The organism is Actinomadura sp. SCN-SB (assembly GCF_043906805.1).
GTDB lineage: Bacteria > Actinomycetota > Actinomycetes > Streptosporangiales > Streptosporangiaceae > Spirillospora.
The window spans coordinates 83,148-109,985 of sequence record NZ_JBIMPP010000012.1; the positions used below are offsets into that span (position 1 = coordinate 83,148).

General features: G+C 73.1%; 21 protein-coding genes and 1 riboswitch. Of the genes, 11 read left to right on the plus strand and 10 right to left on the minus strand.

Annotation, left to right across the window (positions count from 1 at the left end; genetic code table 11):
• Positions 1–64 precede the first annotated feature (64 nt).
• From ACGWYJ_RS10795 to ACGWYJ_RS10820, 6 genes are all read left to right on the plus strand, one after another.
• Complete coding sequence (locus ACGWYJ_RS10795) at positions 65–1,264, plus strand: NAD(P)/FAD-dependent oxidoreductase (RefSeq protein ID WP_395105668.1); 1,200 nt, start codon at positions 65–67, stop codon at positions 1,262–1,264.
• The gene (locus tag ACGWYJ_RS10800) at positions 1,261–2,016 is read left to right on the plus strand and encodes a (2Fe-2S)-binding protein (protein WP_395105669.1); all 756 of its coding nucleotides are present in this window, start codon (positions 1,261–1,263) and stop codon (positions 2,014–2,016) included. Before ACGWYJ_RS10795 ends, ACGWYJ_RS10800 begins: the two co-directional genes overlap by 4 nt.
• Positions 2,013–3,599, plus strand: coding sequence for an NAD(P)/FAD-dependent oxidoreductase (locus ACGWYJ_RS10805; RefSeq protein WP_395105670.1), 1,587 nt, complete (start codon positions 2,013–2,015; stop codon positions 3,597–3,599). The genes ACGWYJ_RS10800 and ACGWYJ_RS10805 overlap by 4 nt, the downstream gene beginning before the upstream one ends.
• Positions 3,586–4,515, plus strand: a complete 930-nt coding sequence (locus tag ACGWYJ_RS10810; RefSeq protein WP_395105672.1) for a dihydrodipicolinate synthase family protein — start codon at positions 3,586–3,588, stop codon at positions 4,513–4,515. The genes ACGWYJ_RS10805 and ACGWYJ_RS10810 overlap by 14 nt, the downstream gene beginning before the upstream one ends.
• A complete protein-coding gene (locus ACGWYJ_RS10815; protein ID WP_395105674.1) occupies positions 4,515–5,516 on the plus strand; it encodes a proline racemase family protein in 1,002 nt (333 codons plus the stop codon). The genes ACGWYJ_RS10810 and ACGWYJ_RS10815 overlap by 1 nt, the downstream gene beginning before the upstream one ends.
• 616 nt (positions 5,517–6,132) lie before the next feature.
• Entirely contained in the window at positions 6,133–7,557 is a 1,425-nt protein-coding gene (locus tag ACGWYJ_RS10820; protein WP_395105676.1) for an aldehyde dehydrogenase (NADP(+)), read from the plus strand.
• Between the two features lie 342 nt (positions 7,558–7,899).
• Here the strand turns inward: ACGWYJ_RS10820 and ACGWYJ_RS10825 are convergent, their stop codons facing one another.
• Complete coding sequence (locus tag ACGWYJ_RS10825) at positions 7,900–8,424, minus strand: hypothetical protein (protein ID WP_395105776.1); 525 nt, start codon at positions 8,422–8,424, stop codon at positions 7,900–7,902.
• Between the two features lie 35 nt (positions 8,425–8,459).
• Here ACGWYJ_RS10825 and ACGWYJ_RS10830 point away from each other — a divergent pair, with 35 nt between their 5' ends.
• Positions 8,460–9,446, plus strand: a complete 987-nt coding sequence (locus ACGWYJ_RS10830; RefSeq protein ID WP_395105677.1) for an aldo/keto reductase — start codon at positions 8,460–8,462, stop codon at positions 9,444–9,446.
• A gap of 148 nt (positions 9,447–9,594) precedes the next feature.
• On the opposite strand, the gene ACGWYJ_RS10835 is transcribed toward ACGWYJ_RS10830, so the two are convergent.
• Entirely contained in the window at positions 9,595–10,971 is a 1,377-nt protein-coding gene (locus ACGWYJ_RS10835) for an NADP-dependent succinic semialdehyde dehydrogenase (RefSeq protein ID WP_395105679.1), read from the minus strand.
• Positions 10,972–11,154: 183 nt separating this feature from the next.
• On the opposite strand from ACGWYJ_RS10835, the gene ACGWYJ_RS10840 reads away from it, so the two are divergent.
• Positions 11,155–12,441: an MFS transporter gene (locus ACGWYJ_RS10840; protein ID WP_395105681.1), complete on the plus strand. Its 1,287-nt coding sequence runs from the start codon at positions 11,155–11,157 to the stop codon at positions 12,439–12,441.
• 144 nt (positions 12,442–12,585) lie between these two features.
• Positions 12,586–14,232, plus strand: coding sequence for a glucose-6-phosphate isomerase (pgi, locus tag ACGWYJ_RS10845; protein ID WP_395105682.1), 1,647 nt, complete (start codon positions 12,586–12,588; stop codon positions 14,230–14,232).
• A gap of 49 nt (positions 14,233–14,281) precedes the next feature.
• Here pgi and ACGWYJ_RS10850 read toward each other — a convergent pair whose 3' ends face one another.
• The 8 genes from ACGWYJ_RS10850 to ACGWYJ_RS10885 all read right to left on the minus strand — a co-directional run bounded on the left by ACGWYJ_RS10850 (position 14,282) and on the right by ACGWYJ_RS10885 (position 23,557).
• Positions 14,282–14,539, minus strand: coding sequence for an EF-hand domain-containing protein (locus tag ACGWYJ_RS10850; protein WP_395105684.1), 258 nt, complete (start codon positions 14,537–14,539; stop codon positions 14,282–14,284).
• Between the two features lie 176 nt (positions 14,540–14,715).
• On the minus strand, positions 14,716–16,110 hold the full coding sequence (locus tag ACGWYJ_RS10855) for a nickel/cobalt transporter (protein WP_395105685.1): 1,395 nt from the start codon (positions 16,108–16,110) through the stop codon (positions 14,716–14,718).
• Entirely contained in the window at positions 16,107–17,438 is a 1,332-nt protein-coding gene (locus tag ACGWYJ_RS10860; protein WP_395105687.1) for a tetratricopeptide repeat protein, read from the minus strand. The genes ACGWYJ_RS10855 and ACGWYJ_RS10860 overlap by 4 nt, the downstream gene beginning before the upstream one ends.
• A gap of 94 nt (positions 17,439–17,532) precedes the next feature.
• Positions 17,533–19,077: a DUF4331 family protein gene (locus tag ACGWYJ_RS10865; protein ID WP_395105689.1), complete on the minus strand. Its 1,545-nt coding sequence runs from the start codon at positions 19,075–19,077 to the stop codon at positions 17,533–17,535.
• Positions 19,078–19,224: 147 nt separating this feature from the next.
• Positions 19,225–20,193 (minus strand): maleylpyruvate isomerase family mycothiol-dependent enzyme, encoded by a 969-nt coding sequence (locus tag ACGWYJ_RS10870; RefSeq protein ID WP_395105691.1) that lies wholly within the window; start codon positions 20,191–20,193, stop codon positions 19,225–19,227.
• A 114-nt stretch (positions 20,194–20,307) separates the two neighbouring features.
• Positions 20,308–20,877, minus strand: a complete 570-nt coding sequence (locus ACGWYJ_RS10875; RefSeq protein WP_395105692.1) for an RNA polymerase sigma factor — start codon at positions 20,875–20,877, stop codon at positions 20,308–20,310.
• Positions 20,878–21,127: 250 nt separating this feature from the next.
• Positions 21,128–22,864 carry a phosphomethylpyrimidine synthase ThiC gene (thiC, locus tag ACGWYJ_RS10880; protein ID WP_395105694.1) on the minus strand — a complete coding sequence of 579 codons (1,737 nt, stop codon included), beginning with the start codon at positions 22,862–22,864 and terminating at the stop codon, positions 21,128–21,130.
• Positions 22,857–22,970, minus strand: a riboswitch (TPP riboswitch). (Overlaps the previous gene by 8 nt.)
• Before the next feature lie 59 nt (positions 22,971–23,029).
• Complete coding sequence (locus tag ACGWYJ_RS10885) at positions 23,030–23,557, minus strand: NUDIX hydrolase (protein ID WP_395105696.1); 528 nt, start codon at positions 23,555–23,557, stop codon at positions 23,030–23,032.
• A 138-nt stretch (positions 23,558–23,695) separates the two neighbouring features.
• Between ACGWYJ_RS10885 and ACGWYJ_RS10890 the strand changes: the two genes are divergently transcribed.
• Together ACGWYJ_RS10890 and ACGWYJ_RS10895 are read left to right on the plus strand one after the other, a co-directional pair.
• Positions 23,696–24,343, plus strand: a complete 648-nt coding sequence (locus ACGWYJ_RS10890; RefSeq protein ID WP_395105778.1) for a CDP-alcohol phosphatidyltransferase family protein — start codon at positions 23,696–23,698, stop codon at positions 24,341–24,343.
• Positions 24,340–26,838, plus strand: coding sequence for a sugar phosphate nucleotidyltransferase (locus ACGWYJ_RS10895; RefSeq protein WP_395105698.1), 2,499 nt, complete (start codon positions 24,340–24,342; stop codon positions 26,836–26,838). Before ACGWYJ_RS10890 ends, ACGWYJ_RS10895 begins: the two co-directional genes overlap by 4 nt.

The following is a 26,838-nucleotide window of genomic DNA, read 5'->3' on the forward strand; positions in this document are numbered from 1 at the left end:
GAGCGGGCACCTACCCTCGAAGCCGTTCGGTAAACCGAACGACCGACGCTGGAGAGGGGGCGAGGTGCGGGCGACGCGGATCGTGGTGCTGGGGGCCGGGATCATCGGCGCCGCCTGCGCCCGCGAGCTGGCCCTGGCCGGATGCGAGGTCATCGTCGTCGACCGGGGCGGCCCCGCCGCGGCGACCACCGCGCACGGCGAGGGCAACGTCCTGGTCTCCGACAAGGGACCGGGCCCCGAACTGGAGCTGGCCCGCCTCTCCCGGCGCCTGTGGCCCGAGGTCCTCGCCGAAGGGGGCCGCCCCGCCGAATGGGAACCCAAGGGCGGCATCGTCGTCGCCACCACCGAAGCGGGCGCCGAAGACCTGCGGGGCTTCGCCGCCTCCCAGCGCGAGGCGGGCGTCCGCGCCGAGCCGCTGAGCGCCGCCGAGCTCGCCGCCGCCGAGCCCCACCTGACCCGCGACGTCACCGCCGCCTTCGCCTACCCGGAGGACGCCCAGGTCCAGCCGTCCGGCGCCGCGAGCGTGCTGCTGGGCGCGGCCCTGCGGGCGGGCGCCATCCTCCGCACCGGATGCGAGGTGCTGGGCGCGGTGAGCCGGGGCGGGCGCGTCACCGGTGTCCGCACCACGCTGGGCCTGATCGAGGGCGACGCCTTCGTCGACGCCGCCGGGCCCTGGTCCGGCGAGCTGTCGGCCCGCCTCGGCGCCCCCGTCGACGTCCGTCCCCGCCGCGGCGAGGTGCTGGTGACCGCCCCCATGCCCCCGACCGTGTTCCACAAGGTCTACGACGCCGACTATGTGGGCGCCGTGGGCAGCGGCTCCGGCGACCTCCAGACCTCGGCGGTCGTGGAGTCCACCCGCGCCGGCACGATCCTGCTCGGCTCGTCCCGCCGCCGCGTCGGATTCGACGACCGCCTCCACCCCGGCGTGCTGTCCCGGATCGCGGCGAAGGCCCTCCGGCTGTTCCCCTGCCTGTCCGGCGCCGCCGTGATGCGCGCCTACGGTGGCTTCCGGCCCTACGTGCCCGACCACCTTCCGCTGATCGGCCCCGACCCCCGCCTCTCCGGCCTCTGGCACGCCACCGGCCACGAGGGCGCCGGCATCGGCCTCTCCGTGGGCACCGCCCGGCTCCTGGCCGACGGCCTGCTCTCCCGCGAGCCCGAAATGGACATCACCCCGTTCCGAGTCGACCGCCCTTTGGCCCTGGTAGAGCCCGGTGCGAAGACGCCCGCCGGACGGGCGGTCCCCGGCGGTGAGCAGCCATGACCCCGCGCCCGGCCCCCGGCCCCCGCCCCGGCTCACCGCTGCGCATCACGGTCGACGGCGAGCCCTTCGAGGGCGTCCAGGGGCAGACCATCGCAGGCATCCTGCTCTCCGCCGGCCGCCTCTCCTGGCGCCGCGGCCCCTCCGGCGCGCCCCGCGGCGTCTTCTGCGGCATCGGAGCCTGCTTCGACTGCCTGCTCACCGTCAACGGCATCCCCGACGTCCGCGCCTGCCGCCGCCGCGCCACCAACGGCGACACCATCACCACCCAATCCCGCACCCCCAACCAACCCAGCGACCCCCCTGAACCAAGCCCACCCACCAACCCGAGCACCCCCGAAGAGCCGAACGGATCCGCAGGGCCGGACACACCCGTCGCGCCGGGCGCTGGCGGTGAGGCGGGCGCTGGTGGCCCGCCGAGCACGCCCGGAGAGCCAGGCGGGTCTGTAGCTCCAGCGACGCCCGTTGCGCCGAGCCCCGGCGGCGAACCGAGCGTCGGCGGCGCGCTGGACACGGTTGGGGAGCCGAGCGGGTCCGCGGGTCCGAACGCTCCCGTTGCGTCGGGCGCTGGCAGTGAGCTGGGCACGCCTGGGTCGAGCGAGGGAGGAGAGTCCGACGAGTCGAGCCCGTCCGGGGAGGACGGGCGGGTTCGCGTCGCGGAGCGTGCTCAGGGAGCGAGCGAGACCGGGAAGCCGAGCCGGTCGAGGAAGGCGGTCGGCTCCGGGGAGCCGGACGAAGCGGGGGAGGCGCGATGAGCGGGCTTCGCCGGCGGGTCGCGGTCATCGGGGCGGGTCCGGCCGGGCTGGCGGCCGCCGCGGCGGCGCTGCGCGCCGGGGCCGAGGTCACCCTGATCGACGCGGCCGACCGGCCCGGAGGTCAGTACCACCGGATGCCCTACGACGCCGATGACCTCGGCAGTGCGGGCGGCGTCCACCGCGACTTCGACCGGATGCGCCGCCACGTTCTCGGTCACCCGCGCTGCGCGTGGTGGCCCGGGAGCACGGTCTGGTCCCTGGAACGCGGCGACCCCACCGTTCCACGACCGCCCAGGGTGCATGTGCTGCGCGGCCCGGCCGACGGCGGCGGACGGGAAGCTCACGTGCTGGACCCCGACGCGCTCGTTCTGGCGCCCGGAGCGCACGACAGGGTGCTGCCCTTCCCCGGGTGGGACCTGCCCGGTGTCTTCACCGCCGGCGCGGCACAGGCACTGGCCAAGGGCGAACGCCTCGCGGTGGGGGACAAGGTGGTGGTGGCCGGCGCCGGGCCGTTCCTGCTGCCCGTCGCCGCCTCGCTGCTGCACGCGGGCTCGCACGTCGTGGAGGTTCTGGAGGCGGGGCGGCCCGCCGCCGTTCTGCGCGGGTGGACGCGCCGCCTCTGGGAGCTGGCCTCCCAGCGTGCCAAGGCCGCCGAACTCGCCTCCTACACGTCCCTGCTGGCCCGGCACCGCGTCCCGTACCGGATGGGACGCGCGGTGATCGAGGCCAGGGGCGACGGACGGGTCGAAGAGGTCGTCACGGCAGGGCTGCGTCCCGACTGGTCGGTGATCCCGGGCACCGAACGCACTCGGCCCGTCGACGCCGTCTGCGTCTCCCACGGCTTCACGCCCCAGCTGGAGCTGCCCGTCGCCGCGGGCTGCGCCCTGCGTCAGGTCTCCGCGGCCGAGGTCTACGTACGGGTCGACGACGATCAGCTCACCAGCGTCCCCCGGGTGTACGCGGCAGGGGAGATCACCGGGATCGCGGGCGCCCCGGCCGCTCGCGCCGAGGGTCTGCTGGCGGGATGGCTGGCGGCGGGCGGCTCGCCCGCGGCGCCCGAGAGCCATCTCGCGCGTCGCCGCCGCGACCAGGGCCGCGCGTTCGCGGCCCGGCTCGCCGCCGCCCACCCGATCGGCGACGGCTGGCCGGGGTGGCTGCGTCCCGGCACGGTCGTGTGCCGCTGTGAGGGGACCACGTACGGCGCCCTCTGCGAAGCGGCAGGCGACCCGGCGGGCGCCGCGGCCCGCCCGGTCAAGCTGAGGACACGCGCGGGCCTGGGCCCCTGCCAAGCCCGCGTCTGCGGCCCCACGGTCGCCGAACTCCTCGCCCGCCGGGCCGCCGGCGGCCCGGGCCGCCCGGAGACGGGCCTTCCCCCGGCGACGCCGCACCACCGTCCCATCGCCCAGCCCATCCGCCTCGGAGAACTGGCGGCGCTCACCCCCGAAGACGCCGGGCCGGGCGCCACGGCCGCGAACGGCCGTGCCTCCGAGGCGGTCCCGCAACGGGAAGGGCGGTCGGCGGGGCGCCCCGACACCCATGATCCGCACGACGATGAGAGGTGGACGCCCGATGAGCGGCGATAAGAAGGTCGAGACGCTGGGCGGAGTCATCGTGGCGACGGCCCTGCCGTACCGCGAGGACCCCTCCGCGCCGGCCGGGCTCGCGGTCGACTACGACCGGTACGCCGAGCACTGCCGGTGGCTGGTCGACAACGGCTGCCGCGGCGTCGGGCCCAACGGCTCGCTGGGGGAGTACTCCTCCCTGACCGACGAGGAACGCCGCCGGGTGGCCCGCACCGCGGTCGAGACCGTGGGCGGCGACGGCGTCGTGGTCGTCGGGGTGCACGGCCCCGGCTCCCACCAGGCCAAGCACTGGGCCGAACTGGCCGCCGAGGACGGCGCGGACGGCGTCCTGTGCCTGCCGCCCACCATGTACCGCGCCAACCACGGCGAGGTCATCGCCCATTTCGAGGCCGTGGCCTCCGTAGGACTGCCGGTCATGGTCTACAACAACCCGATCGACACCAAGGTGGACCTCACCCCGGTCCTGCTCGCCGAGATCGCGCAGATCGACGGGGTCGTCGCGGTCAAGGAGTTCTCCGGCGACGTCCGCCGCGTACTGGAGATCAAGGAGCGGGCCCCGGGCCTGGAGGTGGTGGCCGGAGCCGACGACGTGACGCTCGAGGCGCTGCTGATGGGCGCCACCGGGTGGTTCGCCGGGTTCCCGAACGTGTTCCCCGCCGAGTCGGCCGAGCTGTTCGAGCTGGCCACGGCGGGCAAGCCGGAGGAGGCGAAGGCGCTTTACGAGCCGCTGGTCGCCGCGTTCCGGTGGGACTCGCGCACCGAGTTCGTCCAGGCCATCAAGCTCGGCATGGACATGGTCGGCCGGTACGGCGGCCCGTGCAGGCCACCGCGCGGCCCCCTCGTCCCGGCGCACCGCGAGGCCGTCACCGCCGACATGACCCGCGCCATCGACGCACTCCAGCGGCGGGCGGGCTGATGCGGTCCGTCCGTACGATCCACGCGGTCGACTCCCACACCGAGGGCATGCCGACCCGCGTGGTGACCGGCGGCGTGGCGCCGATCCCCGGAGCCACCATGGCCGAACGCCGGAGCTACGCGGCCGAGCACCTCGACGGCCTGCGCCGCTTCCTGGTGGACGAACCGCGCGGGCACCCGGCGATGAGCGGCGCGATCCTCCAGCCGCCCCTCCACCCGGACGCGGACTGGGGCGTGATCTACATCGAGGTCAGCGGCTTCCTGCCGATGTGCGGGCACGGCACCATCGGCGTCGCCACCGTCCTCGTCGAGACCGGGATGGTCGAGGTCACCGAGCCGGAGACCGTCGTCCGCCTGGACACCCCCGCCGGTCTCGTCGAGGCCCGGGTCGCCGTCCGCGACGGCGTCGCCGAGAACGTCACCCTGCGCAACATCGCGTCGTTCTCCCTCGCCCTGGACGCCGTCGTCCCCGTCCCCGGGCTGGGCGAGGTCCGCTACGACATGGCGTACGGCGGCAACTTCTACGCCATCACCGAACTGGAACCCCTCGGGCTTCCCTTCGACCGCTCCCGCAAGGACGACATCCTCCGCGCGGGCCTGGACATCATGGCCGCCATCAACGAGCACGCCCCGCCCCACCACCCCGCCGACCCGGCCATCAGCGGCTGCAAGCACGTCCAGTTCCTGGCGCCCGGATCGGACGCCAAGCACTCCCGCAACGCCATGGCCATCCACCCCGGCTGGTTCGACCGCTCGCCCTGCGGCACGGGCACCTCCGCCCGTATGGCGCAGCTTCACGCCCGCGGCGGCCTGCCCCTCCACACCGAGTTCGTCAACGAGTCCTTCATCGGCACCCGCTTCACCGGCCGCCTGATCTCCGAAACCACGATCGGCGACCTCCCCGCCGTCATCCCCGAGTTCACCGGCCGGGCCTGGATCACCGGCACCGCCGACTACCTCCTGGACCCCACCGACCCCTTTCCGGAAGGCTTCGTCCTATGAACACCAGCCCGCCCCACCCACCAGCCCTACACCGATGACCCGACCATCACCACCACAGGGCGCAACCCCTTCCCTTTCGTAATCCAGCCCACAACCCACACCCCGACCCCTTCCGATGACCCACGAGTCCATCGATGCCGCCACCGACATCCTCACGGCGACCGGCGAGTTACTCCGCCGGTGACCGGACGGGGTGCACACCTCACACCGACCACACGGTGAGGCTCAGCGCCGGAGAACGTGTGCCCCGTCCAGCAGCGTGGCGGCGACCTCGCCCTCCACGCCGCCGTACACACCCGCACCAGAGCCACCGCGCCGAATCCAGGACCGACCAGGAACATGCGAATCGCCCAAACGCTTCACCCCCTGAAGCATGGAGACGCGGACAGCGGTGCGAGACAGCCTGCGGATCGCCGCGAGCCGGGTATTGCGGGCCTCGGTATCGTGGCGCCGATGATCAGCGTGGACGAGCGATCACCGGGCGGACGGCATCGGGCGAAGGGGCAAGGGCTTGACGACGTCCAAGGATTGTGATCGCAATGAGGCCGCGCCATCGGACGGCGGTCGTGCCCACCGCGGTGCGGTCAGCCCGGGGACCGATCGAGAGGAGCAGCGCATGAGCACGCCGGATCAGGCGGTGTCCGCCGCGATGGCGGCGGCCGAGGAATGGGCGGCGACGCCCCCCGAGGCCAGGGCGCGGGCGTTGACCGCCGTCGCCGAGGCATTGGAGGCGGCACGCTCCGAACTGGTGCCTCTGGCCGACGCCGAGTCCCATCTGGGTGAGACGCCCCGGCTGAACGGGGAACTGACCCGGACGGTCTTCCAGCTCAAGCTGTTCGCCGAAGAGGCCGCCTCCGGCCGGTCCTACGATGCGCGGATCGACCGCGCCGACCCGGACTGGCCCACCGGCCCCCGTCCCGACCTGCGCCGCTACCGGACGGCGGTGGGGCCCGTGCTGGTCTTCGCGGCGAGCAACTTCCCGTTCGCGTTCAGCGTCGCGGGCGGTGACACGGCCTCCGCGCTCGCCGCGGGCTGCCCCGTCGTGGTCAAGGCGCACCCGGGCCACCCCCGGCTCTCCCGGCGCACCGCCGAGATCGTCACCGCCGCGCTGTCGGACGCGGGAGCGCCGGAGGGGACGTTCGCCCTGATCGAAGGCGAGCGGGAAGGAGTCGAGGCCCTGCGCCACCCGGGGATCGCGGCGGCCGCGTTCACCGGTTCCGAACGCGGCGGGCTGGCCCTGGCGAAGATCGCCGCCGAGCGTCCCGAGCCCATCCCCTTCTACGCCGAGATGGGCAGCATCAACCCGGTCGTGGTCACCGCCGCGGCCGCCAAGAACCGCGGCGAGGAGATCGCCAAGGGCTATGCCGGCTCGGTGACCATGGGCGCGGGCCAGTTCTGCACCAACCCCGGGCTCATGTTCGTCCCCGCGGGCGACGCCATCGTGGATCGCATCGCGGGACTCCTGTCCGAGGTCGGGGCGGCCCCGATGCTGAACGACCGGATCGAGTCCGGCTTCCTCGACACCGCCCGGCGGCTCGGCCAGCGCCCCGGCGTCCGCCGGGTCCTCTGGCCCGACGACGACACCTCGACGGCGCCCCGCCTGCTCACCATGGACCTGGCCGCGTTCGCCGCCGACAGCGAGGCCGCCTCCCAGGAGTGCTTCGGCCCGCTCGGCCTGGTGGTCACCTACCAGGACCTCCGGGACGTCGCCGTGGTCCTGGCGAAGCTGCCCGGCCAGCTCACCACGTCCCTGCACGCCGAACCCGACGAGACCGCCGAGCTGTCGGGTCTGGCGGGCGTCCTGGCCGACCGCAGCGGCCGCGTCCTCTGGAACCAGTGGCCCACCGGCGTCTCCGTCACCCACGCCATGCAACACGGCGGCCCCTTCCCCGCCACCACCGCGCCGTCCACCACCTCCGTCGGAACGGCCGCCATCGAACGTTTCCTGCGTCCCGTCACCTACCAGAACTGGCCGCAGGACCTCCTCCCACCACCCCTCCGCGACAGCAACCCCTGGAACGTCCCCCAGCGGATCCACTGAACCCACCCGCAAGCCGGTCCCCTACCCGCGACCACTCTCAACCAAGTTGTCAGGGCAACCCGGGGCGTCCGCCCGGCTGCCCGCGCCGTGCCAGTGAGGCTGTTCGGCTGCTCGCCGGGCACCCCGCCCGGCTTGGGGGACGCGAAGAGGCGTGGGACCACACCAAGGACGACGGGCCATGACATCGGTGAGGGGCGGTGGAGGTGAGGCCGGGGCGGTGGGTGGCGCTGTCCGGGCTGCATCCGGCGGCGTTGGCGTTGTACGTGCAAAGGATGTGCCCTTCAGTCACCGCCGCGCCGACCGCGTAGTGTCGCTGGCCGACCGGCTGCGCATGGCAAAGGCTTAGGTTGGCGTGGGGGCCGGGTGCGTTATCGGTGGTGGGGCTAGGGTGGCCAGTTTTTCCAGGGCGGTGTGGGAGGGGCTGTCTTCGGGGGCGGTGAGGGTGATGAACTGGTGGTCTTGGGTGCCCGGGAGGACCATTCCTATGTAGTCGAGGGTCAGCCGGCCGACCGCCGGGTGGTGGTACTCCTTGCGGCCTATGCCGGGGCCCTTGACGTCCTGGCGTTCCCATAAGGTGCGGAAATGGGGGCTGCACTGGGACAGCTCGTCGATCATGGCCTTGATCCGCGGGTCGCCGGGGTCGCGGCCCATGGCGGTCCGCAGTTGGGCCAGGCCGTGGCGGGCCACCTCCTCCCACTCGACGTAGAAGGTTCGGGCGCGGGGATCGGCGAAGACGTACCGGAGCATGTTGCGCCGGGGTTCGGGCACCTCGGCCATGTCCTGTAAAAGCGCCGCCGCGGTGCGGTTCCAGCAGGGAGGGCCGGCGGTGGGGACGGCATGCTGGCCGTCACACGTTGCCGCGGGCAGGGTGAAGGCGCATCCAACAGGAAGGTCATTACATCGTGCGTTTTCGTAATTTGGGGAAGGACGGGCCGCAGGTGTCGGTCGTGGGGTTCGGCGCGATGACCCTGGCGCCGGGCGTGTACGGCCATGTGGAGGAGGATGAGGCCGCCGCCACGCTGCTGGCCGCACTGGACGCGGGGATCACGTTCGTCGACACCGCCGACCGGTACGGCGCCGGTGCCAGCGAACGCCTGATCGGCCGGGTGCTGGCGGGCCGCCGTGACGGGATCGTCCTGGCCACCAAGTCCGGTGCGACGCAGGACGAGAACGGGGTCGTCATTCCCGGGCAGGGCCGTCCCGAGACCATCAGGCGGGCCCTGGACGCCAGTCTCCAGAGGCTGCGGACCGACCATGTCGACCTGTACTACCTGCATCGTTTCGACCCCGTCACGCCGATCGAGGAGACCGCGGGGGTGTTCGCCGAGCTGATCGAGGCGGGGAAGATCGGTGGGTACGGGCTGTCGGAGGTGTCCGTGAGCACGTTGCGCCGCGCGCACGCGGTGCACCCGGTGACGGCCTTGCAGACCGAGTACTCGCCGTTCCAGCGTGCGCCGGAGAACGAGATCCTCGGGGTGTGCGAGGAACTGGGGATCACCTTCGTCGCGTACAGCCCGCTGGGGCGCGGTCTGCTGGGCGGGCAGGTGCGCAGCGGAGCCGACCTGGCCGAGGACGACTGGCGGCGCGGCAACCCTCGCTTCCAGGGTCCCAACCTGGAGCGCAACGTCTCCCTGGCGGACCGGGTCGCGACCCTGGCGGCCGAGTACGGTGTGACGTCCGCCCAGCTCGCGCTGGCCTGGGTGATCGAGCGCGGCGCGCTGCCCATCCCGGGGACGCGCAAGGCCGCCAACGCCCGGGCCAACGCCGCGGCGGGCGACCTGGAGCTGGATCCGTCGGCGTTCCGGCGCCTGGAGGAGCTCGTCCCGCCCGGTACGGCGGCCGGGGCCCAGGGCAACGAGGCATACCTGGCCAACATCGACACCGATTGAGCCCGCCCGCCTCGTTGGCGACACCGCAGATCGCGTCCGTCATCGGAGAGGCGTCCGCCCGGGGGCGGGGGGAGCGGCGGAGTGTTCCAGCGCCTCCTGTCCTGCTTCCGGGCGGCGTCTGCGGTTCAGGGTGGTGCTGGAAGGGCGGTCAGGCGCCCGCCCAGATGGTCTTGATGTTGCAGAAGGCGTGCATGCCGAGGTCGGCCAGCTCGCGGCCGTAGCCGGAGTGTTTGGTGCCGCCGAACGGCAGGTCGGGGAAGGACGTGACCATCCCGTTGATGAAGACCTGGCCGGCGTCCAGGTCGTCGGCGAAACGCTCCTGCTCGTCGGCGTCCCGTGTCCAGGCGTTGGCGCCGAGCCCGAAGGTGGTGTCGTTGGCGAGGTCGATGGCCTGGTCGATGCCGTCGACGCGGAACAGCGAGGCGACCGGTCCGAAGACCTCCTCGTGGTACATCCGCATCCCCGGCGTGACCCCGGTGATCACAGTGGGCGGGTAGAACCAGCCGGGGCCTTCGATCCGCTGGCCCCCGCACAGGACGGTGGCGCCCGAGCCGACCGCGTCCGCCACCTGCTCCTCGATCGTGGACCGGCCTTGCTCGGACGCCAGCGGCCCGATGTCGGTGGACTCGTCCATGGGGTCGCCGACGCGCCGGGCCCGCATGTTGTCGACGAAGCGGCGCTCGAACTCCTCGTACACGTCGGTGTGCACGATGAACCGTTTGGCGGAGATGCAGCTCTGCCCGTTGTTGAGGCAGCGGGAGGTGGCGGCGACGTCGGCGGCGCGGGTGATGTCGGCGGAGGGCATGACCACGAAGGCGTCGCTGCCGCCCAGTTCCAGGACGCTCGGCTTGATCTCGGCCCCGGCGGTCGCCCCGACCGAGCGTCCGGCGGGCTCGCTGCCGGTCAGCGTGGCGCCCTTGACGCGCGGGTCACGGATGATCCGTTCGACCTGGCCGGAGCCGACGAGCAGGGTCTGGAAGGCGTCCGGGGGAAAGCCGGCGCGGCGGAACAGCTCTTCCAGGAACAACGCGGTCCTGGGGACGTTGGAGGCGTGCTTGAGCAGGCCCACGTTGCCCGCCATCAGGGCGGGGGCGGCGAACCTGATCACCTGCCAGAGCGGGAAGTTCCACGGCATCACCGCCAGCACGGGGCCGATCGGCCGGTAGCGGATCCAGGCGCGTTCGGCCCCGACCGCCTGGGCGTCGGCGGGGCGGTCGGCCAGGAAGCGCGCGGCGTTGCGGGCGTAGAAGCGGCACGCGCCGGCGCATTTGCGCGCCTCGGCCCGCGCCGCCTTGATCGTCTTGCCCATCTCGGTGGTCAGCATGGCCGCGATCTGGTCGGCCTCGCCGTCCAGGATGCCGGCGGCGGCCTCCATCCAGCCGGCGCGCTCCTCGATCGTGGTGGAGCCCTGCCGGGCGAACGCCTCGCGGGCGCGTTCGAGGCGGGCGTCGATCTCGGTGCCGCTCAGCGCCTCGAAGGTCGCCTCCACCGCCCCGGTCGCGGGATTGGTCGTCGCGATGCTCATGCCCGATTCCCCCAGAAGCTGCGGTTTTGTGGGGGTCGTGCCCGATGGGTTTCGAGGGAAACCGCATCCCGCGCCCGCCGCTCCGGGCCAGTGAGCTGCCTCATATTCCGGCCTGGCCGGAAGTCGAGAAAAAGGCGTGACGTTCAAACTGTCGTTCTGCCCCCGATGGAAGAAGCCCAAACCTTGGCTCTCCCCGCCATGCTGCGCTCCCTCCGCCACCACAACTACCGGCTGTGGGCGGCGGCCGACCTGATCTCGGTCACCGGGACCTGGATGCAGGTCCTGGCCCTCAACTGGCTGGTCCTGTCCATCACCCACTCGGCCACGAGCGTGGGCCTGGGCCTGCTCCTGCAGGCGGTGCCCACGCTCGCGCTCGCCCCGCTGGGCGGCGCCATCGCCGACCGGCTGCCCTCCCGCCGGGTGGTGATGGCCGGTCAGACGGCCCAGATGGCCCTGTCCGCCCTCCTGGCCCTGCTGGCGGCCGGTGACCCCTCGGGCCCCATGGGCCTGTACGCGATCTCGTTCGTGTCCGGCGCCGTCACCGCGCTGACCAGCCCGTCGCTGGCGCGGTTCGGGATGGAGATCGTCGGCCCCGAGGACCTGTCGAACGCGCTGTCGCTGGGCTCGGTGCTCAGCTCCGGCGGGCGGATCCTCGGGATGAGCATGGCCGGCGTGGTGATCGCCGTGGTCGGGGTGCCGGGAGCGTTCGCGGCCAACTCCGCCAGCTTCGCCGCCGTGCTCGCCGCCCTCATGCTGATGCGGCACCGTGAGCTGCACGAGGTGCCCAAGGCGGCGCCGGGCGAGCGCGGGGTCGTCGCGGGGCTGCGCCACGTCCTGCGGACGCCCTGGCTGCTGGTCACGCTGGGCCTGGCGTTCGTCCTGGGCAGCCTGGGCCGCAACTACCAGGTGACCATGGCCGCGATGAGCGACGGCCCGCTGCACGGCGGCGCCGGAGGGTACGGCGCGCTGTCGGTGCTCTTCGCGGTCGGCACGGTGCTGGGCGGCCTGTTCGCCGCGTCCCGCTCGCGGCTCTCCCTGGCGCTGCTGCCGGTCATGGCGGTGGCGTGCTCGGTCGGCCAGATGGCCAGCGGCGTCGCGCCGAACCTGGCGGTGTTCGGCGCGTTGATGCTGCCGATCGCCGCCGCCGCGGTGGTGATCGACACCACCGTGAGCACCCGGGTGCAGCTCGACAGCCCCGGAGGGCTGCGCGGCCGGGTGATCGCCGCGCAGGGCATGGTGGGCGCCGCGTCCGGCGCCGCCGGGGGTCCCGCGCTGGGCGCCCTGTGCGACCTGCTGGGCCCCCGCGCCGCGTTGGTGCTGGCCGGGGCGGTCAGCGTGACGGCCGCGCTCGCCGCCGGCGCCGCGCTGCTGCGCCTGCACCGGAAGGGCGCCCTGGCCCGTACGGGTCCCGACCAGGCTCCCCCCGCGCTACCCCGCGGGCCGGCCGGCCGGCGGATGGCCGTGCGGTAGAGCGGATCGCCGGACCGGCCGCGTGACCGCGGGCGTCCCTCCTATGATCACGTGTGGTGTGCGGCCGGTGGCCCGGGCAAGGACAGGGGAGCGGCCCGGGAACGGACCGCCGGCACGTCGAGGAGATGAGGGGACTGAGGGGACATGGACATCACCGAGAGCTCCGAGTGGTCCGCGCTGGCCGAGCACCACCCGCTGCTGGCCGGGATGCATCTGCGGGAGCTGTTCGCCGAGGACCCGGGACGTGCCGAGCGGATGACCGCGACCGCCGGGGACCTGCTGCTGGACTACTCCAAGCATCGCGTGACCGACCAGACCCTGCGGCTGCTGGTGGCGCTGGCCGAGCGGGCGGGCCTGCGCGAGCGCATCGGCGCGATGTTCTCCGGCGAGCACATCAACGTCAGCGAGGACCGCGCCGTCCTGCACACGGCGCTGCGCCTGCCCGGGGACGCGCGGCTCACGGTGGACGGCCAGGACGTGGTCGCCGACGTGCACGCCGTCCTCGACACGATGTCCGACTTCGCGGGACGGGTCCGCTCGGGCGAGTGGACGGGCTTCACGGGCAAGCCCATCCGCAGCGTCGTGAACATCGGCATCGGCGGCTCCGACCTGGGGCCCGCCATGGCCTACGAGGCGCTGCGCGACTACGCCGACGCGGGGATCTCCTGCTCCTTCGTCTCCAACATCGACCCGGCGGACGTGACCGGCGTCCTGGACGGGCTCGACCCGGAGCAGACCCTGGTGATCGTCAGCTCCAAGACGTTCGGCACCCTGGAGACGCTGGCCAACGCCCGCGCGGCGCGCGCCTGGCTGGTCGACCGGCTCGGGGACGAGAAGGCGGTGTCGCGGCATTTCGTCGCGGTGTCCACCAACGCCGAGCGGGTCGCCGCGTTCGGCATCGACACCGCCAACATGTTCGGGTTCTGGGACTGGGTCGGCGGCCGGTACTCGATGGACTCCGCGATCGGGCTGTCACTGATGATCGCCATCGGCGCGGAGCGGTTCCGGGAGATGCTGAACGGGTTCCACACGATCGACGAGCACTTCCGCACCGCCCCGTTCGAGGCCAACCTTCCCGTGATCATGGGCCTGCTGGGGGTCTGGTACACCGACTTCTTCGGCGCCCAGACCCGTGCCGTGCTGCCCTACAGCCAGCGCCTGGCGCGCTTCCCCGCGTACCTGCAGCAGCTGACCATGGAGTCCAACGGCAAGTCGGTGCGGGCGGACGGCGCCCCGGTGGTCGCGCAGACCGGCGCGATCTTCTGGGGCGAGCCGGGCACCAACGGCCAGCACGCCTTCTACCAGCTGCTGCACCAGGGGACGAGGCTGGTCCCCGCCGACTTCATCGGGTTCGCCGAGCCGTTCACCGACGTGCAGGCCGACGGGGGCGGCATGCACGACCTGCTGACCGCCAACCTGTTCGCGCAGACCTCGGCGCTGGCGTTCGGCCGGACCGCCGAGGAGATCGCCGCCGAGGGGACGCCCGCGGACCTCGTCCCGCACAAGGTGATGCCGGGCAACCGCCCGACCAGCACGATCCTGGCGCCCCGGCTGACGCCGTCCACGCTGGGGCAGCTGATCGCCCTGTACGAGCACATCGTGTTCGTGGAGGGGACGATCTGGGGGATCGACTCCTTCGACCAGTGGGGCGTGGAGCTCGGCAAGGTCCTGGCCCAGGATCTGACGCCCGCGCTGACCTCGGCGGAGCCGCCGTCCGCCGACGCGGTGCCCGACCCGTCCACCGCCGCGCTGGTGCGCGCCTACCGCAGGATGCGCGGCCGCGCCGTGTGACACCGGCTCCCGGCCCGGCGGGCGGGCCGCCCCCGGCCGGGGCCGCCGGTCACCCCCGGGCGAAGCGGACGCCGCCCGGGGCCCATCCCTGCGCCTCCAGCAGGACGCGCAGCTCGGCGAACGAGATGAAACCGTCCCGGTCGGTGTCCGCGCGCTCGAACCTGTCCTGGATCTCCGAACGCGTCCACGACAGCCCCAGGCTGTCGAGGAGCAGTCCGAACTCCATCAGGTCGAGCCTGTCATCACCGCCGAGGTCCGACCGCGCGAAGACGGTGTGGAGGTCGTCCCCGGTCGGCTTGATGGTCATTTCGCTCCTTGCGGTAGGTCGTCGTCGGTCGCGCTAGGTCCGGTGTGCCCCGCATCATGTCATACCGATCGGGACCCGTTCTGCTGAGAAACGACACCGCGCGGGCGGTGGTTCCCGCCGCGCTCACCGGCGATCGGCGCGCACCACGGAACGCCGCCGACCGGCGGGCCGGCCGCTCAGGCGGCGAGGGTGGCGAGGCTGCGCGCGGTCAGGCCGAGGCCGAGCAGGATGACCATGGTGGCCGTGCCGGCGGGCAGCAGCGCCGGCACGGCCCGTACCCTGGCCGCCAGCGCGGGGATGCGGCGGGCCAGCAGTCGCCCGGTGCCGGTCACCAGCATCCCGATCGCCACCAGCGTGATCGCCAGGCCCATCCCGTACGCGAGCACCAGGAGCAGCCCGAACCAGGCGTGCCCGAGGGCGCTCGCACCGAGCAGCACGACGACCGCCGAAGGACTCGGCATCAGCCCGCCCGCGAACCCCATCAGCAGCACGTTCCTACGCCCGCGCCCATCCTCCTGACCGTGCCCATGGCCGTGTCCGTGTCCGTGTCCGTGCCCATGACCGTGTCCATGACCATGACCGTGGCCGTGCGCGTGGTGACGCTGGGACGTGCGGAGGGCACGGCGCAGGAGGGTGATCCCGGCGAACGCCACGACCGTCCCGCAGACCGCCCCCAGCCAGGGGAACAGGGCGGGAGTGGCCAACGCGGAACCGCTCGCGACGAGCAACCCGAGCGCCAGCACCCCGGCGGTGTGGGTCACCGTGACCGTCAGCCCGAGCGTGAGCACGTCCCGTTTGGAACGGCGCCCCTGCCCGGCGGCCTGCGCCGCCATGATCGTCTTGCCGTGGCCGGGTGCCAGCGCGTGCAGGGCGCCCAGGCCCAGCGCGATGAGCAGCGCGAGCAGCGCGAACGCCGGTGTGAGCCTGTGCCGGCTCACCAGCTCGGTGAAGGAGGCGTCGTTCGGCAGGATCCGGTCGGTCCCCTCGCGGGCGCCCTGCCCGAGCGCGGGCCCGCCCTCGCGGACGGTGAGCTCGGCGCCCCGCTGGTCGGGCGGCGAGTCCAGCAGATCCTCCGGGTAGGAGGTCAGACGGCCGCTGCGCGAGGTGCGGGCCACGTTGGACGAGGTCAGCGTCATCCGGTCGCCCGCCGCCGTGACCTCGCGCCAGCCGAGCCGCCCGGCCGCGCCCTCGTCCCGGAAGGAGATCCGGTGGGAGCCCTCCCCGTACGGGACGGCGATGCCGCACTCCAGCCGCAGGGTCGGCAGCCCGGCCTGCCCGGTGAGCTCGCGCGCCGACGCCGTGCGGACGGTCGCCGCCGCCGGGCGCCCGTCCACCGTCACGCGGAACGACGCGGCGGCCTCCGAGCACTCCGCCGATGCCCAGCGCGGCAGGTCGGCCGTCGTGCGGAGCACCTGCGACGCGGGGATCTCCGCGTGATCCTGGACGTGGTCGACGCGCAGCTCCCGCGGCGCGGCGATCAGGCCGTCGTACCGGCTGACCGTGAAGTTGCCGAGCGGGTGCGCGACCGGCGCGACCGCGATCGCCCCCGCCACCGCCAGTGCCGTGATCACTTCCCGCCTCCGCCGAGGTCGGCCAGCGCCGCGCGGGCCGGTGGCGCGTGGTGGACGGAGAACGCCGGGTTGAGCCGCAGCGCCGCCGCCAGGTCGCGGCGCGCGTCGGCGCGGCGGCCCAGCGACTTCTCGATCATGCCGAGGTGGTACAGGAAGGTGGCGTCCCGGTAACCGTGGCGCAGCGCCCGGCGCGCGTACCCGAGGGCCTCCGTGTCGCGGCCGTTGACGTGCAGCGCCCAGGCCAGCGCGTCCGCGACGTGCACGCTGCGCCGCCGCTTCCACTCGGCCCGGGCCGCGCGCAGCGCCGCCGCCTTGTCGCCGTGGTCGGCCGCGTACAGGGCCGTCTCCAGGTCGGGTGTGACGCCGTTGGCCTGCGCGAGCGTGGCCCACGTCCCGGCGACGGCGTACTGCTGCCGCGCCTTGTCCGGCTGCTCGCGCGCCTCGTACAGCTCGCCGAGCAGGGTGACGTGGCCGGGCAGCGGGGCGCGGGCGACGACGGACTCCTGCTCCCTGATCGCGCCGGCCAGGTCGCCGGTCGCCGCGAGCACGCGGGCCTGCCCGATGCGCGCGGCCAGGTCCGCGGGGTCGGCCTTGAGCGCGGTGGCGAACTCCCGTCCCGCCGCGGCATGGTCGCCCTGGGCGAAGGCGAGCTCACCGAGCCGGGTACGGACGTAGGCGAGGTCGCCCCGGTCGGTCGCCGCGCGTGCGGCGAGGTTGAGGATCCGCCGCGCCTCACCGGTCCGCCCGCGCAGCTCCTCGACGTACGCCAGCCGTGTGAACGCCGGGATCCCCGGTGAGGTCGTGTCGGCCTTGCGCGCGGCCTTCAGCGCATCGTCGTAGCGTCCCAGCTCGACCAGCGCGTCGACACGGGATGCGAGCGCCCGCGCGTTGTACGGGTTGATGCGCAGGGCCTGGTCGGCGTGCGCGAGTGCCTTGGTGAAGTCGTGCCGTGCCGCGGCGAGCGCGGCCAGGCCGGCGTAGGCGGTGTCGTTGTCCTCGGGCGCCACCTTCAGCGACCGGTCGAGCACCCCTTGGGCCTTGGGGTAGTAGGACGAGTCCGCGGTGGTCCGGGCGCGTTCCACGTACGCCAGCCCGAGCGCCGCCCAGCCGCGGGCGTCGTTGGGCTGCTCGCGCAGATGGCGCTGCAACCGGCCGATGCTCGCGCTGAGCGTCGACGCGGAGACCTGCTCCACGGACCCGGTCACGGCCGTGTTCTGCGACGCGGGGGCGTCGTCGCGGGGCTTGATGGCGGCGGCCAGCGTCAGCCCGGCCACCATCGCGAGGATGAGGCCGCCCGTCAGCAGGCGCGCCAGGGCGAGACGAGTCATGGGGGAGGTCCTCCGGACGGCCGGGCCGCGCACGGGGCACGCGGCCCGGCCGCCGTTCTCTCGGATCGGATCGGGATGCCGTGGACGGGGGTTGTCAGCCCGCCATGCCGCGGCGGCGCCACCACAGCAGCCCGCCGCCGGTGACGAAGGCCGCGCCCGCGCCGATCGCCAGCAGCGGGATCGCCGGCGAGCCGCCGTCCTCATCGGCCGGCGAATTGTTCGCCACGTTCCCGCCGTTGATCATCGTGGCGCCGGCGGGCTTGGCCTTGCCGCCGCCCCCGGAGCCGCTGCCGGCACCGCTCATCGGCTTGCCGCCGCGGACGTCCGACCCGGAGGTCGGCAGCCCGACGTAGGGGAAGCTCTTCTCGAACGGCACGTCGTTGGCGTTGACGGCGTCCCCGAGGTCGTTCTTGTTGCCGACCAGCTCGCCCTCGGCGACCTGCAGCGTGATGTCGATGACGTCGTCCTGCAGGCGCCGCCCGTTCGGGTACCCGGCGTTGTCGCCCTCCAGCACGCCGAGCCGCTTGGGGTTCGGCGACGGCGGGATGGAGGTGTTCAGCCGCATCAGCTCGGCGGGACGCACGTTCGGCGGCTTGTTCAGGCCCGGCACGCCGGTCAGGAACACCTGCACCAGGTCGTTGCGCGGGGTCTTGGGCGCCGGGATGTTGTAGATCTGCTGGATCAGCTTCGGCACCTCGGGGTCGGTGACGTACTTGAGGAACTGCGCGTCGTGCCACGGGATGGACGCGTTGAACTTGTCCTTGTCCTTCAGCGGGATGACGACCTCGTTGACCAGCGGGTGGCCCAGGCGGGACACCTGGTGCCACTGCCCGGAGGCGCTCTGCCGGGACACCGAGGAGTAGATCCCCAGGATCGGCTGGCCGGGCTTGGTCAGCGCCTTGGTCGGCACCTGGAGGGCGATGGACTGCTCGTTGAAGCCGCGCAGCGAGTCGTTGCCGACCTCCTTGAGGTCGCCGCCGTACAGCAGGTCGAAGACCCGCAGGTCCAGCGCGAACGGCGCGTCCGACTGGCCGGCGAAGGTGGCGGTGCCGCTGGGCAGCGTCTTGATCGCCTGCTGCCGCAGCGCCCGGTAGTCGGGCATCGACGCCTTGCCCACGTTGGACGGCGCCACCGGCACGTCGCCGGCCAGCGTGCGGGTGCTGTGCACCGCGCCGCCGCGCCGCGAGATGAGCGTCAGGTCGTAGAACTGGCGGAAGTTGAGGTTGGGGTCGTCCAGGCTGCGGACGGGTCCCACGTTGTACAGGAAGGTGTTACGGTTCCGGTAGGTGTCCTTGAAGGTGTAACGGTAGGTGAACTCCGGCAGCGAGTCGCCGTCGTTGTCGACGTGGATCTCGTACCGGGCGTCGGTGGCGAACTTGAAGAAGTTGGGTCCGCCGGCGGGCTCCTCGAAGGGCCAGAAGTTGGCGATCAGCGTGGTCGTGTCGGGCTTGTCGGGGCTGACGAACGCGTACACGTCCACGTTGTCGTAGGGGGCCATGCCCGAGATCAGCGGCGCCTCGCGGTGGCTGGAGGCCGTGGCCGCTCCCGGTTGCAGCCCGGCGAGCCCGCTCGCGACGAGCGCCGCGCCGGCCGCCAGCATGGCCGCGCCGCGGAGCCGGGCGGGTAGGAGTAGTGACATCGCAGTGTCCTTTGCGCGGGTCGGCGGTGCCTTCGTCCGGCACCGCATCCGTCCCGCTTTCGGACCCGCCGCCCGTTACGGATGGGCGAGTGGCCGGATAGGGCCAACTTCCGAACTCGCCTCATCCAAACGCCGTCTCAGGACGGCTCAGTCGCAGCCCAGGGTCGCGGCGGCGTGCAGGAGGTCGGCCGCCAGCGCCGCGTCGCCCTCGGTGACGTGCGCGAACGTCTCGGGCCTGCGCCGGTTGGCCACCAGCCGGCAGAACTCCTCCGCGTCGGCCGTGACCGTGACGTCGGGACGTTCCGCACCCGGACCCGCGCCGGCGGGACCGGGCGCCATCGGGACGAGCCACTCGCCCTCGCCGGGCCCGGTCAGCCTGAGCCGCGCCGTGCGCCCGGGACGGGCACGGCCGGTGTCGCGCAGCGCCTGCGGCAGCATCGGGACGGCCATCTCGACGATCAGCCGCAGGTGCTCGCCCGGCGGCGGCTCGGCGGGACGGCCCACGGCCGCGCGGATGTCGTCGGCGTGCGTCCAGGTCTCGAACGTCCGCTGCACCAGGCCGGTGCGCGCCGGTGCGCGGACGACGCGGGGACCGGGAACGGCGAGGGCCGCCGGACGTTCCAGCAGGGTCGTGTCGGCGGACACGCCGCGCAGCACCGCCTCCGCCTGCGCGTGCCAGACGCCGCGCGGGCCGGGGTCGTGCGCCCGGGCGACGAGGCCGAGGTCGCCGGCGAACGCGGCGTCGTTGCGGTTGAGGTGGTCCACCAGTTGCCGCACGGAGTCGTACTTGGCGACGGGCGCGCGCCAGTCGTCGGTGGTCAGCGAGGCCAGCAGGTCGTCCATCCGGGCCACCTGGCGGGCGTAGGCGTCGGCGAGGCCGGGGGACAGGCCCATGGCGACGCCGGGCCTGCGCCTGCGGCGCGCGGCCGACAGCACTCCGGCGCGCAGCGAAGGGGGCGGGGCCGTCTCGGTGACCGCCGCGAGCAGCGCGGCGGTGCGGCGCATCCGGTCCGCCTCGGCGGCGCAGCCGGGGCAGGACGCGAGATGCTCGTCGATCCGGGCGGCCTCGTCGGGAGGGCACGCGTGCAGTGCCCAGGCGGCGAGAGCCCTGTCCACGTCAGGATGTCCTTCCTCGCTCAAGCCCGGCCTCCCTCCGAAGGTACGCTTCCGCCGACCGATTCACCAGTGGGTACGGCGACCCGGGGACGCCGTGACCGATGGCGCGGGCCGTCACGTGCTCAGCCCTTCGCGTTCGAGGTCCGAGGCGAGCCTGGCCAGGGCGCTGCGGATCCGGGACTTGGCCGTCCCCTCCGGGATGCCGAGCGTCACCGCCACCTCCCGGTAGGTCAGGCCGCGGTAGTAGGCCAGCTCCAGCACCTCGCGTAACGGGCCGGGCAGCGCGTGCAGGCCGCGGCGGACCCCTTGGGCCAGCTCGCCCTCGACGACCACCTCCTCGACCGTGGGATGCCCGTTGCCCTCCCGCTCCAGGTACGGCGGCGGCCGCCGGTGCCGGCTCTCCCTGCGCACCCAGTCGACCGCCCGGCGGTGCGCCAGCGTCGCCAGCCACGTGCGCAGCGAGCCCTTCGCCGGGTCGAACGACAGCGGCCGCTCCCAGAGCCCGACGAACACCTCCTGCGTCACGTCGCCGGCCGCCTCGGCGTCCGCCGTCACCCGCCGCGCCAGCCCGTACACCAGGGGTGCGAACAGGTCGTAGATCTCGGCCAGCGCCTCCTCGTCGCCCGCGGCGAGCCGGGCCCGCAGCTCCTCGTCGCGGGCGACCGCGGGTCCTGGCGAGTCCACCGGTACCACCACCCGTCCAGACCGAAGGTTCGCGCGCCGCGTCGGGCGGCGCCGCTTCATACTCTCCCGGATCTGGGGCGTTCGCGTAGCCGTCCCGGGCAGAAGAGATCGACATGGAAGCCGATGGTCACGGTGCGTCGTTCCGGCAGGACGATGGGTGGCGGTACGGGCGGCGCGGGCCGAACCCGGCCACGTTCCCGGGCCGCCGCCACGTCCCCTCGCGGAGGCGTGGCGGCGGCCCGGTGACGGCTCAGGAGTCCGCGGACGTCACCGGCAGGTAGATCCGCCCGCCGGACGCGGTGAACTCGGCGGCCTTCGCCCGCATCCCTTCCTCCAGCGCCTCGCGCTCGTCCAGGTCGCGCGCCGCCGCGTACGCGCGCACATCCTGCGTGATCTTCATGGCGCAGAAGTGCGGGCCGCACATCGAGCAGAAGTGCGCGGTCTTGGCGGGCTCGGCCGGCAGCGTCTCGTCATGGAACGAGCGGGCCGTCTCCGGGTCCAGCGCCAGGTTGAACTGGTCCTCCCAGCGGAACTCGAACCGGGCGTCCGACAGCGCGTCGTCCCACGCCTGAGCGCCCGGATGCCCCTTGGCCACGTCGGCGGCATGCGCGGCGATCTTGTATGCGATCATGCCGGCCTTGACGTCCTCCCGGTCCGGCAGCCCCAGATGCTCCTTGGGCGTGACGTAGCAGAGCATCGCGGTGCCGTGCCAGCCGATCATCGCGGCGCCGATCGCCGAGGTGATGTGGTCGTACCCGGGCGCGATGTCGGTGGTGAGCGGGCCGAGGGTGTAGAACGGCGCGCCGCCGCACAGCTCCTGTTGCAGGTCCACGTTCTCCTTGATCTTGTGCATCGGGACGTGGCCCGGGCCCTCGTTCATGACCTGGGTGCCGAACTCCGCCGCGATCGCGGTGAGCTCGCCCTGCGTGCGCAGCTCGGCGAACTGCGCCTCGTCGTTGGCGTCGGCGATGGAGCCGGGGCGCAGCCCGTCGCCCAGCGACCAGGTGATGTCGTAGGCGGCGAAGATCTCGCACAGCTCCCGGAAATGGGTGTAGAGGAAGTTCTCGCGGTGGTGGGCCAGGCACCAGGCCGCCATGATCGAACCGCCCCGGGACACGATCCCGGTCTTGCGCCGCGCGGTCAGCGGGATGTACCGCAGCAGCACGCCCGCGTGCACGGTCATGTAGTCCACGCCCTGCTCGGCCTGCTCGATCACGGTGTCCCGGAACACCTCGTAGGTCAGCTCGGCCGGGTCGCCGCCGACCTTCTCCACCGCCTGGTACAGCGGGACGGTGCCGACCGGCACCGGCGAGTTGCGCAGGATCCACTCGCGGGTGGTGTGGATGTCACGGCCGGTGGACAGGTCCATGACCGTGTCGGCGCCCCACCGTATCGCCCAGGTCAGCTTCTCCACCTCGTCCTCGATGGAGGACGCCACCGCCGAGTTGCCGATGTTGGCGTTCACCTTCACCAGGAAGTTCCGGCCGATCACCATCGGCTCGATCTCGGGGTGGTTGACGTTGGCGGGCAGCACCGCCCGGCCCGCGGCCAGCTCGGACCGCACGAACTCCGGCTCGACGCCCTCGCGCAGCGCCGCGAACTCCATCTCCGGGGTGATCTCGCCGCGCATCGCGTAGGCGCGCTGCGTCACCGCGCCGCCGGTCGCCTTGCGCGGTCTGCGTTCACGGAACCTCGCCTCGTTCCGCAACGGGTCACCCGATCGCCTGCCGTCGTCCTCGGGACGGACGGCCCGGCCCTCGTACTCGGCGGTGTCGCCGCGCTCGGCGATCCACGCCTCACGCAGCGGCGGCAGCCCGCGCCGCACGTCGGCCTCGTACGAGGGGTCGGTGTACGGGCCGGAGGTGTCGTACAGCACCACCGCGCCCCCGTTGCTCAGCGGCACCTCCCGCATGGGCACCCGCAGATCGTCCCGCGAGCCGGGAAGGTACGTCTTTCGGGCGTGCTGAACAGAGCCGTGCTCGGTCATCACTGGATCTCTCCCTACGCCGGCATTACCCGGTCAGGTTCCAGCGGTCAGCGGCCGTCTCAGCCGCTATCTCAGCCCGGTTCGCCGGGCCCCCGCGATCTTCGTCTCGACCGTAACCCGGCGGCCGCCCCGCCGTCCACACCCGATCATGGACGCCGCCGCGGCCTACCGCCCGTTCCCGCCCAGCAGGTAGAGCAGCGCGGCGAGGCTGGAGGAGGAGCCGATCTCGCCACGGGCCGCCAGCGCGGGCACGGAGGCGAGCGGCACCCACTCAATCCGTTCCGCCTCCACGTCGGTCGGATCCCCGACGCGCTCCGCGCCGTCGGCCGCGTACAGGTGGTGCACCCCGTCGTGCAGGCCGGGCGAGGCCGGGACGTCGAACAGGTGCCGCAGCGGGCCGGGACGCCAGCCCGTCTCCTCCAGCAGCTCACGCGCCGCGGAGTGCTCGGGCTCCTCGCCCTCCTCGACCCGGCCGCCGGGGATCTCCCACCCCCACCGGCCCGTGATGAAGCGGTGCCGCCAGATGAGCAGCGCCCTCCCCTCGCCGTCCAGCGCGACCACTCCGGCGGCGTCGCGGACCCGCACCAGATGGTGGTCGAACCGGCGCCCGTCGGGCAGTTCCACGTCGGCCAGGCACAGGTTCATCCAGGGGCTGCGATAGACGCAGGTCTCCCCGTGCAACGTCCATCGCATGCACCGCAGGCTACCCCGGGCATCACCGGACCCTGACGGTAGGGTCAAGGGCATTGGGGGACAGGGGAGGCGAACGCGTCAGTGAGTCCTGATGTCGGAGGGCCGCCGGAGCCGGGCCGCGAGCAGCGGACCGCGCCGCTGGCCGAGTACGTGTCGGGCCGGATCTGGACGGTTCCGAACGTCCTGAGCTTCGCGCGGCTGTTCGGCGTCCCGCTGTTCCTGTGGCTGGTGCTGATCGAGGCCGACTGGTGGGCGCTGGGCGTGCTGGTGTTCGCCGGCCTCTCCGACTGGCTCGACGGCAAGCTCGCCCGGATGCTGGACCAGACCAGCAGGCTCGGCGTGGTCCTGGACCCGGCCGCCGACCGGCTCTACATCCTGGCCACGCTGATCGGGCTCACCGTCCGCGACATCATCCCCCTCTGGCTGGTGCTCGTGCTGGTGGGCCGGGAGGTGGCGATCGTCCCGATCGCCCCGATCATCCGCCGGCTCGGCTACTCGGGGACGCTGCCGGTGCACTTCGCCGGCAAGGCCGCCACGCTGTGCCTGCTGTACGCGTTCCCGCTGCTGCTGCTGGGCGACCACGACGGCGGTGTGGCCACGGCCGCCAAGGTGATCGGCTGGTCCTTCGCGGTCTGGGGGACGGTCCTGTACTGGTGGGCGGCCCTCCTCTACTGGGAGCAGACCAGGCGGCTGTGGACGGCCGACCGCGCCGCGTCCCCCGGGCCGCCGGGCCCGGCGGAGGCCGGCCCGGCAGGCGATCAGAAGGGAGCGGAGACCCCCAGATGAAGGCCGTCGTGATGGCGGGCGGGGAGGGGACGCGGCTGCGTCCGATGACCGCCAACCAGCCCAAGCCCCTGCTCCCCCTCGTCAACCGGCCGATCATGGAGCATGTGCTGCGGCTGCTCAAGCGGCACGGGTTCACCGAGACGGTGGTGACCGTCCAGTTCCTGGCGGCGCTGATCCGCAACTACTTCGCCGACGGCGAGGAGCTCGGCATGGCGCTCAGCTACGCCACCGAGGAGGTCCCGCTGGGCACGGCGGGCAGCGTGCGCAACGCGGCGGAGGCGCTGCGCGACGACCGCTTCCTGGTGATCTCGGGGGACGCGCTCACCGACATCGACCTCACCGACATGGTGCGGTTCCACGAGGAGAACGGCGCGCTGGTCACGATCGGGCTCAAGCGGGTGCCCAACCCCCTGGAGTTCGGGATCATCATCGTCGACGAACGGGGCCGCGTCCGGCGGTTCCTGGAGAAGCCCACCTGGGGGCAGGTGTTCTCGGACACCGTCAACACCGGCATCTACGTCATGGAGCCGGAGGTGCTCGGCCGTGTCGCCGAGGGCACGCCGGTGGACTGGTCCGGCGACGTGTTCCCCGGCCTGCTGGCCGAGGGCGCCCCGCTGTACGGGTACGTCGCCGACTGCTACTGGGAGGACGTCGGCACCCACGCCAGCTACATGAAGGCACAGGCCGACATGCTCTCCGGCCTCGTCGACGTCGACCTGCACGGCTTCGAGCTGTCACCGGGCGTGTGGGTGGGGGAGGGCGCCGAGGTCGACGCCGAGGCCGTCCTCAAGGGCCCCCTGTACGTCGGGGACTACGCCAAGGTCGAGCCAGGGGTGGAGCTGCGCGAGTTCACCGTGCTGGGCAGCAACGTGGTGGTGAAGGAGGGCGCGTTCCTGCACCGCGCCGTCGTCCACGACAACGTGTTCATCGCGCCGTCCACCAACCTGCGCGGCTGCGTGATCGGCAAGAACACCGACATCATGACCGGCGCGCGGGTCGAGGAGGGCGCGATCGTCGGCGACGAGTGCGTGATCGAGGCCGAGGCGTACGTGTCCAGCCAGGTCAAGGTGTACCCGTTCAAGACCGTCGAGGCCGGCGCGGTGGTCAACACCAGCGTGATCTGGGAGTCGCGGGGGCAGCGCACCCTGTTCGGGCCGCGCGGGGTGTCCGGGCTGATCAACGTGGAGATCACTCCCGAGCTGGCGGTCCGGCTGGCCAGCGCGTACGCCACCACGCTGCGCAAGGGCGCCGCCGTGGTGACCGGCTGCGACGCCTCGCGCGCCGCCCGCACCCTCAAGCGCGCGATGATCAGCGCGCTGACCTCCACCGCGATCGACGTCCAGGACCTTGAGGCGTGCGCGCTGCCGATGGCCAGGTTCGAGACGGCGCGGGAGGACTGCGTCGGCGGCGTCTACATCCGCACCACGCCCGGCGACTCGCAGAGCGTCGACATCATGTTCCTGGACGCCGGCGGCGCCGACCTGTCCCTGGCGGCGCAGCGCAAGCTGGAGCGGGTGTTCGGGCGGCAGGAGTACCGGCGGGCGTTCCCCGGCGAGATCGCCGAGCTGACCTATCCGGCCAGGACCATCGAGACCTACACCCGCGACCTGCTGCGCCGGGTCGACATGAGCGGGGTCCGCGAGGCCGGGCTGAAGATCGTGCTGGACTGCGCGGGCGGGACGGCGTCGCTGGTGCTGCCGACGCTGCTGGGCAAGGTCGGGGTGGAGGTGCTCACCCGCAACAACCGGCTGGACGAGGCCAACCCGACCGAGACGCTGGCCGAGCGGATGCGCGACCTCCAGCGGCTGGGGGAACTGGTGTCGTCCTCACGGGCCGCGTTCGGGGTCAGGTTCGACCCGGTCGGGGAGCGGATCTCGCTGGTGAACGAGAACGGCGAGCTGATCGGCGACGACCGGGCGCTGCTGGTGATGCTGGACCTGGTCGCGGCCGAGCGGCGCGGCGGCCGGGTCGCGCTGCCGGTGACCACGACCCGGGTGGCCGAGCAGGTCTGCCGGTTCCACGGCGTGCAGGTGGAGTGGACCTCCACGTCCCAGGACGTGCTCACCAAGGCGGCCGCCCGCCCGGACGTGGTGTTCGCGGGCGACGGCCGGGGCGGCTTCCTGATGCCCGAGTTCAGCGCGACCGTGGACGGGATCGCCGCGTTCGTGCGCCTGGTCGGCCTGGTCGCCAGGACCCGGCTGACGCTCTCGCAGATCGACCGCCGCATCCCCGAGGCGCACCTGCTGCGGCGCTCGGTCCCGACGGCGTGGGCGGCCAAGGGCGGCGTGATGCGCCACGTGGTGGAGGCGGCGGGCGGCCGGGCCATCGACACCACCGACGGCGTGCGGGTGACGGAGGGCGACGGGCGCTGGGTGCTCGTCCTGCCCGACCCGGCGGAGGCCGTCACCCATCTGTGGGCCGAGGGGCCGGACGACGACGCCGCGCAGGAGGTCCTGGAGGAGTGGGCCGCGGTCGTCGAGCGCGCCGGCTCCTAG

What these genes read in the sequence shown, in the direction of transcription:
- ACGWYJ_RS10865 (WP_395105689.1), bottom strand. Translation starts at nt 19,077, where the DNA reads ATGTCACTACTCCTACCCGCCCGGCTCCGCGGCGCGGCCATGCTGGCG.
- pgi (WP_395105682.1), top strand. Translation starts at nt 12,586, where the DNA reads ATGGACATCACCGAGAGCTCCGAGTGGTCCGCGCTGGCCGAGCACCAC.
- ACGWYJ_RS10895 (WP_395105698.1), top strand. Translation starts at nt 24,340, where the DNA reads ATGAAGGCCGTCGTGATGGCGGGCGGGGAGGGGACGCGGCTGCGTCCG.
- ACGWYJ_RS10820 (WP_395105676.1), top strand. Translation starts at nt 6,133, where the DNA reads ATGAGCACGCCGGATCAGGCGGTGTCCGCCGCGATGGCGGCGGCCGAG.
- thiC (WP_395105694.1), bottom strand. Translation starts at nt 22,864, where the DNA reads ATGACCGAGCACGGCTCTGTTCAGCACGCCCGAAAGACGTACCTTCCC.
- ACGWYJ_RS10800 (WP_395105669.1), top strand. Translation starts at nt 1,261, where the DNA reads ATGACCCCGCGCCCGGCCCCCGGCCCCCGCCCCGGCTCACCGCTGCGC.
- ACGWYJ_RS10810 (WP_395105672.1), top strand. Translation starts at nt 3,586, where the DNA reads ATGAGCGGCGATAAGAAGGTCGAGACGCTGGGCGGAGTCATCGTGGCG.
- ACGWYJ_RS10805 (WP_395105670.1), top strand. Translation starts at nt 2,013, where the DNA reads ATGAGCGGGCTTCGCCGGCGGGTCGCGGTCATCGGGGCGGGTCCGGCC.
- ACGWYJ_RS10860 (WP_395105687.1), bottom strand. Translation starts at nt 17,438, where the DNA reads ATGACTCGTCTCGCCCTGGCGCGCCTGCTGACGGGCGGCCTCATCCTC.
- ACGWYJ_RS10885 (WP_395105696.1), bottom strand. Translation starts at nt 23,557, where the DNA reads ATGCGATGGACGTTGCACGGGGAGACCTGCGTCTATCGCAGCCCCTGG.
- ACGWYJ_RS10835 (WP_395105679.1), bottom strand. Translation starts at nt 10,971, where the DNA reads ATGAGCATCGCGACGACCAATCCCGCGACCGGGGCGGTGGAGGCGACC.
- ACGWYJ_RS10850 (WP_395105684.1), bottom strand. Translation starts at nt 14,539, where the DNA reads ATGACCATCAAGCCGACCGGGGACGACCTCCACACCGTCTTCGCGCGG.
- ACGWYJ_RS10815 (WP_395105674.1), top strand. Translation starts at nt 4,515, where the DNA reads ATGCGGTCCGTCCGTACGATCCACGCGGTCGACTCCCACACCGAGGGC.